14 protein-coding genes are annotated in these 15086 nt (G+C 36.3%); 5 read left to right on the top strand and 9 right to left on the bottom strand.

Annotation, left to right across the window (positions count from 1 at the left end):
* Positions 1 to 100 precede the first annotated feature (100 nt).
* From cydC to KDN24_RS06985, 4 genes are read right to left on the bottom strand one after another with little or no spacing between them, the layout of a single operon-like run.
* Positions 101 to 1828: a thiol reductant ABC exporter subunit CydC gene (cydC, locus tag KDN24_RS07000; protein WP_409972030.1), complete on the bottom strand. Its 1728-nt coding sequence runs from the start codon at positions 1826 to 1828 to the stop codon at positions 101 to 103.
* On the bottom strand, positions 1825 to 3555 hold the full coding sequence (gene cydD / locus KDN24_RS06995; RefSeq protein WP_409972031.1) for a thiol reductant ABC exporter subunit CydD: 1731 nt from the start codon (positions 3553 to 3555) through the stop codon (positions 1825 to 1827). Before cydD ends, cydC begins: the two co-directional genes overlap by 4 nt.
* Positions 3555 to 4568 (bottom strand): cytochrome d ubiquinol oxidase subunit II, encoded by a 1014-nt coding sequence (gene cydB, locus KDN24_RS06990; RefSeq protein WP_409972032.1) that lies wholly within the window; start codon positions 4566 to 4568, stop codon positions 3555 to 3557. The genes cydD and cydB overlap by 1 nt, the downstream gene beginning before the upstream one ends.
* On the bottom strand, positions 4555 to 5958 hold the full coding sequence (locus KDN24_RS06985; protein ID WP_409972033.1) for a cytochrome ubiquinol oxidase subunit I: 1404 nt from the start codon (positions 5956 to 5958) through the stop codon (positions 4555 to 4557). Before KDN24_RS06985 ends, cydB begins: the two co-directional genes overlap by 14 nt.
* 291 nt (positions 5959 to 6249) lie before the next feature.
* On the opposite strand from KDN24_RS06985, the gene KDN24_RS06980 reads away from it, so the two are divergent.
* The gene (locus KDN24_RS06980; protein ID WP_409972034.1) at positions 6250 to 6624 is read left to right on the top strand and encodes a DUF1360 domain-containing protein; all 375 of its coding nucleotides are present in this window, start codon (positions 6250 to 6252) and stop codon (positions 6622 to 6624) included.
* Between the two features lie 86 nt (positions 6625 to 6710).
* On the opposite strand, the gene KDN24_RS06975 is transcribed toward KDN24_RS06980, so the two are convergent.
* Positions 6711 to 8408 carry a methyl-accepting chemotaxis protein gene (locus tag KDN24_RS06975; protein ID WP_409972035.1) on the bottom strand — a complete coding sequence of 566 codons (1698 nt, stop codon included), beginning with the start codon at positions 8406 to 8408 and terminating at the stop codon, positions 6711 to 6713.
* Between the two features lie 301 nt (positions 8409 to 8709).
* Between KDN24_RS06975 and KDN24_RS06970 the strand changes: the two genes are divergently transcribed.
* Positions 8710 to 9897 (top strand): CynX/NimT family MFS transporter, encoded by a 1188-nt coding sequence (locus KDN24_RS06970; RefSeq protein WP_409972202.1) that lies wholly within the window; start codon positions 8710 to 8712, stop codon positions 9895 to 9897.
* A 147-nt stretch (positions 9898 to 10044) separates the two neighbouring features.
* Here KDN24_RS06970 and KDN24_RS06965 read toward each other — a convergent pair whose 3' ends face one another.
* The 3 genes from KDN24_RS06965 to KDN24_RS06955 all read right to left on the bottom strand — a co-directional run bounded on the left by KDN24_RS06965 (position 10045) and on the right by KDN24_RS06955 (position 12417).
* Entirely contained in the window at positions 10045 to 10848 is an 804-nt protein-coding gene (locus KDN24_RS06965) for a PRD domain-containing protein (protein WP_409972036.1), read from the bottom strand.
* 35 nt (positions 10849 to 10883) lie between these two features.
* Positions 10884 to 11369 (bottom strand): PTS sugar transporter subunit IIA, encoded by a 486-nt coding sequence (locus tag KDN24_RS06960; protein WP_409972037.1) that lies wholly within the window; start codon positions 11367 to 11369, stop codon positions 10884 to 10886.
* A 187-nt stretch (positions 11370 to 11556) separates the two neighbouring features.
* Positions 11557 to 12417 (bottom strand): methyl-accepting chemotaxis protein, encoded by an 861-nt coding sequence (locus KDN24_RS06955; protein WP_409972038.1) that lies wholly within the window; start codon positions 12415 to 12417, stop codon positions 11557 to 11559.
* 182 nt (positions 12418 to 12599) lie between these two features.
* Here KDN24_RS06955 and KDN24_RS06950 point away from each other — a divergent pair, with 182 nt between their 5' ends.
* The 3 genes from KDN24_RS06950 (at position 12600) to KDN24_RS06940 (ending at position 14595) form a co-directional block, all read left to right on the top strand.
* Positions 12600 to 13508 carry an EamA family transporter gene (locus KDN24_RS06950; protein WP_409972039.1) on the top strand — a complete coding sequence of 303 codons (909 nt, stop codon included), beginning with the start codon at positions 12600 to 12602 and terminating at the stop codon, positions 13506 to 13508.
* Positions 13509 to 13714: 206 nt separating this feature from the next.
* Positions 13715 to 14092: a hypothetical protein gene (locus KDN24_RS06945; RefSeq protein WP_409972040.1), complete on the top strand. Its 378-nt coding sequence runs from the start codon at positions 13715 to 13717 to the stop codon at positions 14090 to 14092.
* On the top strand, positions 14089 to 14595 hold the full coding sequence (locus KDN24_RS06940; RefSeq protein WP_409972041.1) for a hypothetical protein: 507 nt from the start codon (positions 14089 to 14091) through the stop codon (positions 14593 to 14595). The genes KDN24_RS06945 and KDN24_RS06940 overlap by 4 nt, the downstream gene beginning before the upstream one ends.
* A 110-nt stretch (positions 14596 to 14705) precedes the next feature.
* On the opposite strand, the gene KDN24_RS06935 is transcribed toward KDN24_RS06940, so the two are convergent.
* A complete protein-coding gene (locus tag KDN24_RS06935) occupies positions 14706 to 15047 on the bottom strand; it encodes a zinc ribbon domain-containing protein YjdM (RefSeq protein WP_409972042.1) in 342 nt (113 codons plus the stop codon).
* Positions 15048 to 15086 lie beyond the last annotated feature (39 nt).

Here is a 15086-nt window from a genome sequence, read left to right as displayed (position 1 = left end):
CTCCATTGCAGCAAGTGTCTTAATTAAAAAAATTCTTTTTTTCTATGTTACCTTTTTTCGGCTGCACAAACAATAAAAAAAAGGAAGCGATAAACTTCCTTTATTCCCCACGGTCCAATAAATATAATTGCTTATACCGTTCATTTGTAGCTAATAATTGTTCATGTGTTCCACACATCGCCATTTCCCCTTCATCTAGGAAAATAATTTTATCCATTTTTTCAATTCCGATCAAATGATGAGTAATGAGGATAACAGTTTTTTCCTTTAAATTCGCAAACATCGTTTCAAGTAAGTCAAGCTCTGTTATCGGATCAAGTCCAACTGTTGGCTCATCTAAAATAACAATTGGAGTGTTCTTTAATAAAATTCGTGCAAGAGCAATCCTTTGTCTTTCTCCTCCAGAAAATCGCTGTCCACTTTCTTCCATTTGTGTTTCTATCCCGTCTGGAAGGGACTGAATATAATGATCAAGCTTTACTTGTTTAATCACGTTCTTCATTTCTTCCGTTGTGGAATTTTGATTTCCAAGTCGAATATTATTTTCAACTGTTGTCGCGAATAAATAAGGCTTTTGATTTAAAACCCCCATCACTTCGTATATATGATCCTCGAAATCATGCGGATTGCCTCCACTAATTGTGATAGAGCCTGACTTAGGAATTAGAGCACCTTGCAGCAATTGTAATAACGTTGATTTTCCCGCTCCACTTTTTCCAAGGATAGCAATTTTTTGACCGTATGGAATAGATAGAGAAAAATCATGTATGGCATCTTCTTTTTCATGATCATAACGATAAGAAACATTTTGTATCATTATTGCCGGACTAGCGCTTAGTCCACTATTTATTAAAGGACTATTTTTTTCTGGAACAAATTGACGAATGCTGTCAATTCTCCGCAATGACTCTTCATAAGTGGGAATCCGTTCAATTGCTTGAGATAACGGGAGCATCCCTTCTAAAATCGGCAATGTCACTAAAGTGAAAGCGGCAATATATGTTGGCATAATTTCTCCATTTTGAGCAGTAAACCCTGCCCATATGCCAACCATGATAAGAATTAAGCCTGATATTACGTGTAATTGGAAAGCCCGTGACTGATTCCAATGGGATAATTTCTTTTCAATTGCATGACTTTCCCGACTTTTCGACATGAATTGATTAATAAAGCGCTCCTTTTTGCCACTAATAATCCAATCACTTAAACCAAAGATAGCATCGGTAAATGTTTGATACAAAAAGCTGCGCTTGCCCTTTAATTGAATTTGGTGCTTTTTTAACATATATAGTGATAGAAGTGGGTAGACAAAAACGATTATGCTCAAGCAAAGTGCAATCCAAATGGCAAACATCCAATCAAATAAAGCTAAGGTTATTACGGAATAAACAAACAAAAACACCCCAATTATCGTCGGAAAAATGGTCCGAATATAAGCATCCTGCAAATGCTCAATATCATCAGCAAGTGTACCGAGCAAATCACCCGTTTTGAAACGAGACCGAATAAATAAAGCTTGCGGTTCTAAGATGCCATACAGCTTCACCCGCATATCAGCTAATATTTTTAGCACCGCATTATGACCAATTAATCTTTCCAAATAACGTGTTACAGCTCGCGAAATTCCAAATGTCCTCACAGCAACGATCGGAACATAGAGGAGAAGAATCGTAACAGGCATTTCTGAGGCACTCGTTATTAAATATCCAGATGTAAATGTAAGCATAGAAGCAGCGAGCACAGTTAAAATTCCTAGAAAAATAGTCAGGAAAATTAACCGCTTATATTGCTTCAAATATGGCCATATATATGTTTGAACTAAATTCATGCCATCCCCCCTCTCCTATGTGCCTTAACAAGACGATAATAAGCTCCCTTTTGCTGAGATAATTGCTCATGTGTTCCACTCTCAACCAATTCGCCATTATCCAAAACTAAAATGACATCCATATGTCGCATCCAATGGAGGCGATGAGTGGCAAAAAAGACAAGCTTGTTTTCTAATAATGGCAAGATCATGTTCTTAATCTCATGCTCTGTTTCAATATCTAAATGGGCGGTTGGTTCATCAAAGATCATAATTGGACGGTTCTGCACTATTCCACGGGCTAAGGCAATTCGCTGCTCCTCGCCACCGCTTAAGCTTCTCCCCCCTTGCCCAATTTTTTCTTCTAACCCATTCGGAAACTTTTTGATTAATTCTGTTAAACCAGTCATAGTTGCAGCTTGTTTTATCTTCTCGTGGGGGGCATTTGGTTCATATAAACGAATGTTTTCAGCTACGGTTCCAGAAAATATATACGGGTGCTGGGGAAGATATGTTACTTGCTCCTGCCAATCTGGTATAGAAAAGTGGTCTACATTGATTCCGTCCATTTTAATCTCACCAGCTGTCGGAAGAGAGAAGCCTGATAATATATCGATAAGTGTTGATTTTCCAGCACCTGACACCCCTACAATTCCAACTTTTTTGAAGCCATTTACTTGAAAATTAATATCCTTTAGTAATGATCGATCCTCATCCTCTGACTGCTTTGACACATGATGTAATGATAATGTGTTAACGTTATTCCACTTAGGAATCGAGGTGAGTTTTTCTTGATTCATTTTGCTATTGTCTTTTTCAAACAAATCATGAATACTCTTTCCCGCCTCTTTTCCATCCATTGTTGCATGATAATCATTACCGAGCTCACGTACAGGCAGAAAATATTCAGGGGCTAAAATGAGAATGGTTAAAGCCGGTCCAAGTTCAATGTCTCCGTTAATCAATCTTAAACCAAGCCCTACAGCAACAATAGCAACAGATAGACTCGCAAAAAAATCTAAAGAAAAAGTTGATAAAAAAGCGACTCGTAAAGTTCGATTTGTCGCAATGCGATATTTATTACTTACCGTTTCAATCGCACCTTGATGTGCTTTGCTTTGCCCTAAATATTTCAACGTGACGAGTCCGCGCAAAGAATCAACAAAATGTCGAGAAAGCAATTGATACGTATCCCATTGTGCATCAATTTGTTTCTGTGCAATGAGGCCTAATAAAATCAGAAAAATGATCATAATTGGCATAACGACAGCAAGAATAACTGCCGACATCAGATCAACTTTTACAACATAAATAAGCAATGCTATTGGAATACAGATGTTTGCAATAAACCGAGGAATAAACAGCTCTAAATACTTTCTAAACTTTGGAATGCCTTCTAGGCAAAGCGTAATCATATTTCCAGATCCTTGCTTTCCTATTTTTCGCGGGCCAAGCTCAAAAAGCTTCTTAACTAAACGCTGTTGGAATTGAAGAGATGTTTCATCGGCGAATTTATAGCTAAGTCTTTCCTTCCCCCATTGAAGAAAATGCCTCAGCAAATACGCTCCGATAAAAAGATAAAAAGAGGGAAGGACTGCCGACCAAGCAGTCCCTTTATACATTTTTACAATTGCCTCAGATAAATACACCGCTTGAAAAATAATCGCAAGTGATTGCACAATCGTAAGTATGCCAACTACTAACATGAGACCCTTACTGCCTTTATAATGAAAGAGTTGTTTATCCATTAGTATTCTAAATGCTCCTTACTTGTAATACGTTTACGGAATATATAATAACTCCAAATGGTATACACAAGAACGATTGGTACCATAATCGCGGCAACGATTGTCATGAATTTCAATGAGTAATCCCCAGAGGCTGCATTGTATACAGTCATATTGTAGACCGCATCGATTGAACTAATCATGACATTTGGGAATAAAGCAATAAAGAATGATGCGGTTACAATGACCATAATTAATCCAGTTGCCGTAAAGCTGTAGCCTTCCCTTTTATTGCGTAATAGCGGGAAGAGCAATACATATAACACGATTGCGGCCCCATACATTGGGATTAAAATTGCTCCTCTATTTGAAAATGCATCTGTGTAGATCGCAGTTAATGCGACAAACAGAACAATAACAGCTCCAGTGACAAAATATATTTTTTGAGCCATTTTACGTGCTCGCTCACGTAGCGAACCTGTTGTTTTTAATGAAATAAACATTAAACCGTGGAGGAAGGATAAAAGCACAAAGGCAATTCCTCCAACAACTGTATATACATTCACAATATCTAGGAAACTAGCATACATATTCATATTCTCATCAATTGGCAGCCCTTTAATGAGACTTGAAAATAATACACCAAGCAAAAACGGCGGTAATATACTTCCTAGTAAAATAGACAAATCCCAAGTTTTCGTCCATTTCTCTGACTCTACCTTTCCCCTGAATTCAAAAGCAACTCCTCGAGCAATTAATGCAAGCAATAAAATGACGAAAGGCAAATAGTAGCCACTAAACAATGTTGCATACCAATGTGGAAATGCAGCAAACATCGCACCTCCAGCAGTAATTAACCATACTTCATTTGCATCCCAGAATGGGCCGATCGTATTAATTAATACACGTTTTTCTATTTCATTTTTCGCGAGAAATTTTGTACTCATTCCGACTCCAAAGTCAAAGCCTTCTAAAAATACAAAACCGACGAATAAGATGCCAACAAGAACAAACCATACCTCACTTAGCAGCATTTGTTATCCCTCCTGCACTAAACGGATCTGAAGCTGAAATATCTTCCTTTGGCTTCTCATTTGGTCCTTGTTTAATGACTTTAATGAATAAATACACCATCACAATCGCTAAAGCTGTATAAATGAGTGAAAATGAAATGAACGAAAACAAAATTTGTCCTGCTGATACATTTGGTGAAATACCATCTGCTGTTAACATTAATCCATTTACGACCCATGGCTGACGACCAATTTCAGACATAATCCAACCGAAGGAATTTCCGATATACGGTAAAAAAATAGCAGGAATTAAAAATTTTAAGTAGCGAGTAGTCTTTTCTATTTTTTTACGCCATGTAAAGAATAACCCTAGCATGCTTAACAAAATCAGCACACCACCTGTTCCCGCCATAATGCGAAAACTCCAAAAGGTTGTTTTTACCGGTGGAATATAGTTTCCTTCTCCATGTTGTTCAACAAGCTTTTCTTGTAATGTATTCATGCCTTCCACTTTTCCTGTGAACTCACTATAAGCTAGATAGCTTAATAAATATGGAATTTCTATTCGACCACTACTTTTCTTGTTATCGACATCAATATTAGCGATAACTGTCCATGGAGCAGGGTCAGCACTATCTTCCCAAAGTCCTTCAGCTGCAGCCATTTTCATCGGTTGAGCTGTCATTAAATATGTTGCTTGAGAGTGTCCTGAAAAAGCTATGCCTAATCCAGCTACTAATCCAACAATTAATGAGATTGTCATCGAACGCTTATAAAATTCAAGATCTTTTTTCTTTAATATATTCCAAGCACTGACACCTATAATAAAGAAAGCGCCTGTTGCAAAACTACCAAAAATCGTATGTGGAAATGCAACCCACAACTTTGGATTCGTAAGAACTGCAACAATATCATTCATTTCTGCTCGACCGTTTTGAATCACAAATCCAACTGGGTTTTGCATAAATGAGTTAGCAGCCAAAATCCAAAAGGCGGATAAGATTGTTCCGATTGATACAAGCCAAATACTTGCCAAATGTAATCTTTTCGGAATTTTATCCCAACCAAAAATCCAAAGGCCAATGAAGGTCGATTCCATAAAGAAAGCAAGTAATGCTTCAATGGCTAACGGCGCACCGAACACATCTCCGACAAATCTTGAATAGCTTGACCAATTCATTCCGAATTGGAATTCCTGAATGATTCCTGTTACAACACCAACAGCAAAATTAATTAAGAAGAAAATCCCCCAAAACTTCGTCATCTTCTTATAGATTTCTTGTTTCTTCACCAAATACATTGTTTGCATTATGGCAATAATGAAAACTAAGCCAATAGATAAGGGGACAAAAATAAAATGAAACAGTGTTGTGGAAGCAAACTGAATTCGAGCAAGAATAAGTTCTTCCATTAAATAAATCCCTCCTAATATGGTGCCTACTTACTATATTGATATAGTATGTGATATATGTGTGATCGCGGTGGAGGGATTGTTACGAAGTGTTGAATAGAATTAGACAAATTTTCAACACTTAACAAAAACGAGGTTTATATCACAGCAGATAATTTGACATTATGAATGGATACTACAAAAGATATTTAGATTCATAAAAATTTTTAATAAAGATAGATGAAAAATGTTATTCCATTAAAAATAATATCTTCTCATTCGGGTGATAATATAAAAGTCATAAGGAGTGAGATGATAATGGATTTATCTTGGATTTCTTTATTAATGATCATATTGGCAAGCTACCGTTTAACACATTTAGTTGTTTTTGATAAAATAACAGAACCTATAAGGGAACTTTTTCTTAAGAAAATAGAAAATGAAGACCATGAAATCAAAAAAGTGCCAAAATCAATGATCGGTTATCTTCTTACATGTTACTGGTGCACAGGTATTTGGTCTGCCATTCTTCTCTGTTTGCTGTATATATTTCTCCCTTCGTTAGCTAAATATATAATATTTATTCTTGCCATTGCTGGTGGTCAAGCCATATTAGAGTCATTTGTAGGTGTAAACATAAAAAGAACAGAACTATATAATGAAGAAATTAAACGCGGCAAATCATGAGGATCCTTGCTTTTATCATTAGCTAAAAAGGGCTGTTACCTCCATATGGACAGTTTCACCCTTTATTAGCCTGTTATTCTTAAAAATTAAACTTTAAAACGCGAAACCATCGTCTGTAAATCCTCAGCTAAATTTGATAAAGATTCTGTTGCATAGGTAACCTCTTCCATCGTAGCTAATTGCTCCTCTGTCGCTGAAGCGATACTTTCAGTATTAGACGACGTTTCCTTCGTTCCTTCTGCCGCTTCTTCAAGCGATTGTTGAACATCTTCAAAACTTGCTGAAATTTGCTGTGTCGCTGCAGCAGCCTCTTGGATTTGTGATGTTACTTGTTCAATTGACAGTAAAATTTCTTTAAAATTGACTGCTGTTTCCTGAGATAAAGTGATTCCTGATATTACATTTTCATTAACGAGATTAATATTGTTTACCGTATCATTAGATTCAGTTTGAATAGTCGAGACTAATGTTTGAATTTGATTTGCTGAAACACTTGTTTGATCTGCCAACTTCCTTACTTCTTCAGCAACGACTGCAAAGCCTTTTCCGTGTTCTCCTGCTCTAGCTGCTTCAATTGCGGCGTTTAATGCTAATAAATTGGTTTGGTTCGAAATCTCAGTAATCAGTGCAGAAATATCACTAATCTCTGTAGCACTCGATAATAATGACTGAATTCCGTGCCCAGCTAGCTCAACAGATTGATTAATATTTTGCATTTGTTGTAATACTTTTTCAATTGAATCTGCTCCATCTTCTGCCTTTTCTTTCATCATTGAAGATACTTCTGCAACCGAGTTAGAATTTGCAGAAACTTCTATAAGGCCCTGAATGGATTCATTAACCATATTCATATTATGTCCCATCGTCATACTTAATTGACTATTACTATCGGCAATCGTTTGCATTGATTCAGTTACTTGTTCAGATGTTGCCTTAGACTGCTCTGCACTTGCCGATAGTTCTTCTGCGGAAGCTGCTACTTGTTCAGCAGAACTGCCAATTTGGACGATTATCTCTCTTAATGAATCAACAAATGAATTAAATGATGCTGCTAAATGACCGAACTCATTATTTCCCTTTACTCGAACTCGTTTTGTTAAATCAGCTTCCCCACTAGATATTTCATCTAATTGTTTGTTTATCATTCCAAGCGGTACGAGAATAGCTCTAAGTAAAGTGATACTTAAAATGATGCCGATGATAGTTGAAACAACCGTTATAGCAATAAGTGCTGCTTTACTCCAGTCGCTTTGTGTGTTAATTTTTTTGACTAAATTGTCTACGTCTTTTTCAAGCTCGCTGACTAATTGATCGACTGCAGGATCTAATATTTCTTTTCTAAGTTTCCGTTCTTCCCCAAAATGGATTCTGTTTGCTTCTTCTGGATTCGAATAAAAAATCTTAATAGTTTGTTGATTCATTCCCCAAAATTTTTCAAAGCTTTCGTCTAACGAGTTAATTTCTTCCTCATATATATAATCATATTTATCATTTACAATCATCGATTTTATTTCGGCAATAGTGTCCTTCACATTACTTGCTTTATTTTCCATCCCGTCTGCATACTCTTTCTCACCTGAGATCAAAAGTGCTCTTTCATCATTTGAAAGACCAGCCAAGTGATTTTGGATATTCAAAATCTTCTTTTGGATTTCCATTTTATTTTTCAAAATATTGTTCTGTTCAACTGTCAATTCAATAATATAATTAGAAAAACCACCAATACTGACAAGTGATATAACTAATATTGAGATGATTGTAATTAACTTTGTTTTGATTTTCATGTAAGATTTCCCCTCTTGATTAGATGTCTTTTCGTAATTACAAAAGTATTATCGGCCTATTGAAAAAATTATTAATATAGTCTTATGTAATCTCTTATACTCATCTTGCTTATGAAGGGAATATATATTTTTATGACTATTTACAAATTTTTCAAATATCCTTATAATAGATAGAAAATTCAAACTCTTCTGATGTTTGTTTAGCCATTTGTGAAGAGTATAACTAAATATAGGAGGAATTGAATAAGTGGGCAAAACAAGCCTTAAAGCAAATAGTAGGCAGACGAGTAATACATTATTAATGATCGGAATTATTTTTGTTGCTTTTACATTAAGACCTGCTATTACAGCAGTTGGTCCATTGGTTGGAGAGATTCGGGCAGATACTGGAATTTCGAATGGGGCAGCAGGTCTACTTACGACACTTCCACTATTAGCCTTTGGATTACTTTCACCATTTATCCCCAAAATCTCCCGCCAACTCGGCAATGAATGGAGCATTCTTCTTGGGCTAATCATATTATCTTTGGGACTGCTCATTCGATCGACAGGTCTTATTATTTTCTTATTTATGGGGACTGTTTTAATTGGTTCGGGAATTGCCATTTGCAATGTACTTTTACCAGGGATTGTCAAAGGAAATTTCCCACGAAAAGTCGGATTGCTTACTGGTGTTTATACACTGTCAATGGGATTATGGGCTGGATTAGCGCCTGGGCTTAGCACTCCATTAGCAATAAATTTACAATTGGGCTGGCAAATATCATTAGCTGTCTACGTTCTCTTGCTTTTTATTGCCATAATCATCTGGTTGCCGCAACTAAAAAGAAACGTACATAAAACTCACCATAACATCACTCACTCGCACTCTTCATTATGGTTTTCAGCCATAGCATGGCAAGTCACTTTTTTTATGGGCTTGCAGTCATTTGTCTACTTTAGCATTACTGCTTGGTTACCTGAAATCCTTATTAGCTATGGATTTAGCATTGCTTCTGCAGGTTGGATGGTCACCTTAATGCAATTCTCCGGACTTCCAGCAAACTTTATCATTCCTGTTCTAGCTGATCGCCTTCAACATCAAAAAGGGATTGCCCTTGCTATCGGGCTCTTATGTATTATAGGACTACTCGGACTTCTTTATGGAAGCAGTCCATTCGTCATTATCATTTGTATCATTATGATTGGAATTGCTCTTGGGGCAGCTATTAGCCACTCTTTAACCCTTATTGGCTTACGTGCTGTCAATGCAAGGCAAGCCTCAGAATTATCTGGAATGGCTCAATCTGTCGGCTATATGCTGGCTGCTATCGGTCCATTCGTCATAGGGTTCCTATTTGATTTATTCCATACTTGGACACTGCCATTGATTCTGCTCATCTTTGCTTCAGTTTTATTTACAATCGCAGGCATTGGTGCAGGCAGGAATCAATATGTCCTAGATAAACTTAATCAGAAAAACAAAGAAGCCTCTTCTACAACTGCTTAGAAGAGACTTCTTCCTTTTTCCATTAGATCTGTCTTTCAACGGTGCCTGGCACCGTCGGTGGACACGTCAATGGTGCCTAGCACCGTCGGTGGACAAAACTCTGTCATTTGTACATATGTGGTGCCTGGCACCGTTTAATGGCAGCTATTATTTGTGGAGTTTTTCGATTTCGTCTGCGACAAATTGGACGGATGTGCCGACGATGACTTGTATGCTTTGGGGACCGACTATGTTAATTCCCGGCACTCCCGTGGCCTTAATTTTGTTCTGATCAACAGCTTCCATGTTCTTTACTTCAATTCTTAAACGTGTTGTACAGTTATCTACGGCGATAACATTCTCATCTCCACCTAATCCTTCATAAATTTTCGCAGCCAAAATTGCAAACTTTTCATAAGCTGATATTACGCTCAGCATATCTCTAACAATCGTCGTCTGCTTAACAGTTTGACGCATATCACCTCCTTGTGGCTTCATCGTATGAATATGAAGTGCAATATAGGCTGCTTCATCTACTGGAATGTCTAACTTACATTTTTCTTTCATATGTGAAATGGCCCAAAGGCCAATCTCTAATTCCTTTTTATATAAAACCTTAATTTCTTGCAAAAGCTTGTTTTTCAAAAAAGTGCCTTCTTTCACTCTTTCAATTGCAAATGAAATATGATCTGTAAGAGCAATATGGATATGCTCATTAAGCTTGATTCCAATATATTGTTCTGCATAAGTAATAATTTCTTCAGAAATTGTAAAATGCTCTTCTGGAATGCGACTTAGCAGCTGTTGGAGCTTTTCATTTTCCTTCATAACAAAAACCTTTTCAATTTGATGGCTATTAACGGGATCGTTTTTTCTCTTACCAAATGCAATGCCACTGCCCATTGCAACCTTTTCCTGTTCACCATCATAAATGACAACCGCATTATTATTCAGAATTTTCTTTATTTTCAAGTCGTACCACTCCCTGTTTTCACTTCAAAATGGTTTTAACTTGTGGAAACAGTTAAGATGACTGTCTGTCCCTGCTTTCCGACTGTTTCTTCTGTTAAAATGTATTGCTTATTTTCCTCATGGCTATTTGTTATGACAATTGGCGTGATGATACTTTTCGCTTTATCCTCAATGTATTCCCAATTCACTTCGATTAGTAGCTGTCCCATTGATACTTCGTCACCTACATGTACGTATACGGCAAATCCCTCTCCCTTTAATCCGACTGTTTCTAAACCAACATGAATTAAAATTTCAGTTCCGTCTTTTGCAAGAATGCCAATGGCATGATTTGTTCCCGCTATTTGAATAATTGTCCCTTCTATTGGGGCATGAATACTTCCTCCTGAAGGGATGATCGCTATCCCTTCACCCATCATTTTTTGGCTAAACACAGGATCAGGAACATCCTCAAGTGGAATAATACGACCTGAGACTGGAGCATATATTTGCAATTTAGTTTTTTTAAAGAAATTGAACAAGATTGATCAGTTCTCCTTTATTTTCGAGTTATAATAAATGAATTTAAAAAAGGCATAGCGGTACATAAAAGAGTAGGCTTCTTTTATTTACCACCATGCCTGGTCGAATCAGTAACATGTGATTAATTATATAATTATTACAATAATCATAACATTTGCCATTTTCAAAAACAAGTTAAAAATACGCTCATTTCTTATGATTGTTACCCGCCATTTCTGATAATTGATGGGCGCTTTTACTTATGTCTTGAACGATCACTGAAATTTCTTGAATAGAGACCACTTGATTATCAGCAAATTCAGTAATCCCAGCAAACGCTGAATTTAAATTCTGAATGGCTTGCTGAATTCCTTTTGTTATTTCATCAATTTGGGTGACATTTTCTTTCGAGTTTGTAGCAAGCTTTCTAATCTCATCAGCGACAACAGAAAAACCTCTGCCAGCCTCTCCTGCTCTTGCTGCTTCTATTGCAGCATTTAATCCTAATAGATTACTTTGCTCTGACACACCTTTAACGACTTTGGAAATTTGTTCAATTTGATCAGCACCTGAACTTACTTCCTTCATATGCTCTGAAACCCCACTAGCTCGATTCGCTAAACTCGTTGCTGAAGTTGTGATTTCTTTCAGAGATGTCACTGTTTGATCAACGATTAATAATAAACTTTCCGCAACATTATGCAGTTGATTCGCCCTCTCAATGCTCGTTGCTACACCAACTCCTCCAATGACACGACCTTGCTCATCATGAAGTGGAATAACTTTTGAAGCAAATGGAACTCCGAATAGTTCTTTCGGGACTATGGCAGCCATTTCCTTATTGCCTTTAATCGCTGTTGAAAGAATATCACCTTCAATTAACGGTTCTCCAGGCTTTAAATTTAAATTAAATGTTTTAGCAGGAACATAAATTAACAGTTTTTCAGTATCATATACACTGATAGACATATCCTCTTGCATAAGTTTGTGAAGAGTAGGTGCAATCTTTACAAAAGCTTGTAATAAATTGATTTCTGCTTGTATCTTTTCCTCAACTTGATTTATCATTTCATCCACCTCCTATTCATTCGACCAATTTGTACTGATATAATATTAATCTTTTTGGAAGGATTAAACAATCAATATCAATATTGCCAAGTTTGCTTTCCGTTATTTTCTTCTTGACATAAAAGCAGAGCAAAGGTTTATAATTGAGTGGTTTTGAATAACAATCTTAAGGAGACAAATGTATGTGGTTTGTTTTTTCACTCATCACTGCACTTGCATGGGGTGGTGCCGATCTCTTTTATAAAAAAGGGACAAACCCTAATGATAAGTTCAGTCATCTCAAAATTGTCATGATGGTTGGCTTCGTAATGGGGCTTCACGCAATGATCTATATGTCTTTAAAAGGAATCACTTTTGATCCGATAGATATTATTAAATATTTGCCTGTATCCTCAATGTATATATTATCAATGACAATCGGCTATATCGGTTTAAGGTATATCGAGCTTTCTATTGCCTCTCCTATTCAAAACTCATCTGGTGCAGTAACAGCCATTCTCTTATTTATCTTTTTCACACACGACCTTGGAATTGTTGAAATTTTAGGTATTGTTATCATTACGATTGGTGTTATTGGAATTGCCATTTTAGAAAAAAAAGCGGAAACTGAAGCATTGAAAGCAAGCGCAATAAAAATAGATAAAAAATATCAAATTGGCTTCCTAGCTATTACTTTCCCACTTTTATACTGCCTAATTGACGGGCTTGGGACCTTTGCTGATGGAATCTATTTAGATGAAATGAAATTGATTAGTGAAGACGCCGCACTGCTTGCCTACGAGTTTACTTTTCTTATTTGTGCATTAGTTGCTTTCATATTCCTTAAATTTATCAAAAAAGAAACGATTCATATTTTTAAAGAACGTGATAAAGGATTTGCAGCCATCTTAGAAACGGGAGGACAGTTCTTCTATGTATTTGCAATGTCTGGAAATGCCATAATTGCCGCTCCACTCATTGCTTCATATAGTATTTTTTCCGTCATTCTCTCTCGAATCTTCTTAAAGGAAAAATTGAGTCAAAAACATTATGCCGTAATTTGTGTTGTTATATTAGGCATTGTTCTGCTTGGAATAGCAGACGAGTTATAAGTAATTCGGAAATCTACTAATCATTTAATATAAAAAAGCAGTGCTAATTTAGTAAAGATAGCTTTAATAGGCGGGGGTCTATCTGCCTGTTAAACAATCATCTTACAGGACTAAAGTGTTGTTTTTCTATTTTAAATCGAAATCTATTATTAATCAGAGTATAATTTAGCTTGCAGCGACGGAGATATTGAAGGAGGATTATGATTATGGAATGGACGTTAGCCATTTTGTTAAGCACAGCAGTCGTACTGCTTATTCTATCATTTATAAAAACGAAACAAACAAGTTCAATACTAGAAAAACAAATAGATCAAACTTCTTTTTCGATTATGAATGAAGTTCATCAGCTTCAAAAGCAAATTCGCAATATTGAGCTCGACGCAGAAATTTCTGCACATGAGGCGGGAATATTATCAAGAACAGATGAACAGCGAATATTAGTACGTGATATCCTTGATTTACATAGACGCGGGTATGCCATACAAAGTATCGCAGAAAAAAAAGAACTCACCGTAAATGAAGTTGAAAGCCTACTAGCACCTTATATGACAACAAAAGGTGAAAGGAGCAAGCTTGCCCAATGACACCAAACTCTATTCGCAGCTTTGCAGCAGGGCTCATTGTCGCCTCTACAGTATGTGGCATTGTGTATTTCAATGGTCCAGCCGAAGCTGCCAAAAATACTGAAACAGTAGATAAACCAAACACTCATAAAACTAAACAACTTTCAGAAGGAGAAATGAAAGATTTATTAACTTCCAAAGGCTATGTTGTTCAAACAGAAAGTGAGTGGAATAATGAGCTTGCTGCCGCTAAGAAAACAGATGAGCCTAAAAAAGAAACAGAGAAAGAAAAAACTGACACAAAGGAAAAGGTTGTATACCGCACGATCTTGAATGTCTCTTCAGGAATGACGAGCATTGATGTTGGAAATGCACTTAAGCGCGCAAAAATTATCGATGACCCAGTAAAATTTTCAAAAGAGGTTGAAAAGAAAGGTGTAGAGACAAAATTACGTCTTGGCATATTTGAAATCGAAAGCGGAATGACAACCGATGAAATAATCTCGATCATTTTCAAAAATTAATGATTGGAAGTAAATATTTACTAGACTTTTAAAAAACGAATGTTTACGTCTCCATATGAAAAAGTGGTCTCATATTTTGAGACCACTTTTTTCATCACTTAACTCTACCATTATACTTTCTTAACAAATTCAGATTTTAGCTTCATAGCTCCGAATCCGTCAATTTTACAATCAATATCATGGTCCCCATCCACTAGGCGTATGCCTTTTACTTTTGTTCCTATTTTTAATACAGATGAGCTTCCTTTTACTTTAAGGTCTTTAATGACTGTTACTGTATCTCCATCGTTTAATACATTTCCATTTGCATCCTTCACAATCTTTTTATCATCATGACTATCATTTTCTGATTCATATGTCCACTCATGTGCACATTCAGGGCAAACTAATAGACTACCATCCTCATATGTATATTCTGAATTACATTTTGGGCAATTAGGCAAATTTGACATATTTCATTTCCTCCATCTATTCTCACTAATGCTTATATA

The sequence above is a fragment of the Cytobacillus sp. Bva_UNVM-123 genome (assembly GCF_046351715.2).
Taxonomy (GTDB): Bacteria; Bacillota; Bacilli; order Bacillales; family Cytobacillaceae; genus Cytobacillus.
The sequence above is the reverse complement of the archived record's forward strand: the minus strand, read 5'-3'. Positions and strand labels throughout refer to the sequence as shown.

Excerpts from the sequence above, each read along its gene's own strand:
- cydC (WP_409972030.1), bottom strand. The coding sequence starts at position 1,828 with ATGAATTTAGTTCAAACATATATATGGCCATATTTGAAGCAATATAAG.
- cydD (WP_409972031.1), bottom strand. The coding sequence starts at position 3,555 with ATGGATAAACAACTCTTTCATTATAAAGGCAGTAAGGGTCTCATGTTA.
- cydB (WP_409972032.1), bottom strand. The coding sequence starts at position 4,568 with ATGCTGCTAAGTGAGGTATGGTTTGTTCTTGTTGGCATCTTATTCGTC.
- KDN24_RS06985 (WP_409972033.1), bottom strand. The coding sequence starts at position 5,958 with ATGGAAGAACTTATTCTTGCTCGAATTCAGTTTGCTTCCACAACACTG.
- KDN24_RS06980 (WP_409972034.1), top strand. The coding sequence starts at position 6,250 with ATGATAATGGATTTATCTTGGATTTCTTTATTAATGATCATATTGGCA.
- KDN24_RS06975 (WP_409972035.1), bottom strand. The coding sequence starts at position 8,408 with ATGAAAATCAAAACAAAGTTAATTACAATCATCTCAATATTAGTTATA.
- KDN24_RS06970 (WP_409972202.1), top strand. The coding sequence starts at position 8,710 with ATGATCGGAATTATTTTTGTTGCTTTTACATTAAGACCTGCTATTACA.
- KDN24_RS06955 (WP_409972038.1), bottom strand. The coding sequence starts at position 12,417 with ATGATAAATCAAGTTGAGGAAAAGATACAAGCAGAAATCAATTTATTA.
- KDN24_RS06950 (WP_409972039.1), top strand. The coding sequence starts at position 12,600 with ATGTGGTTTGTTTTTTCACTCATCACTGCACTTGCATGGGGTGGTGCC.
- KDN24_RS06945 (WP_409972040.1), top strand. The coding sequence starts at position 13,715 with ATGGAATGGACGTTAGCCATTTTGTTAAGCACAGCAGTCGTACTGCTT.
- KDN24_RS06940 (WP_409972041.1), top strand. The coding sequence starts at position 14,089 with ATGACACCAAACTCTATTCGCAGCTTTGCAGCAGGGCTCATTGTCGCC.
- KDN24_RS06935 (WP_409972042.1), bottom strand. The coding sequence starts at position 15,047 with ATGTCAAATTTGCCTAATTGCCCAAAATGTAATTCAGAATATACATAT.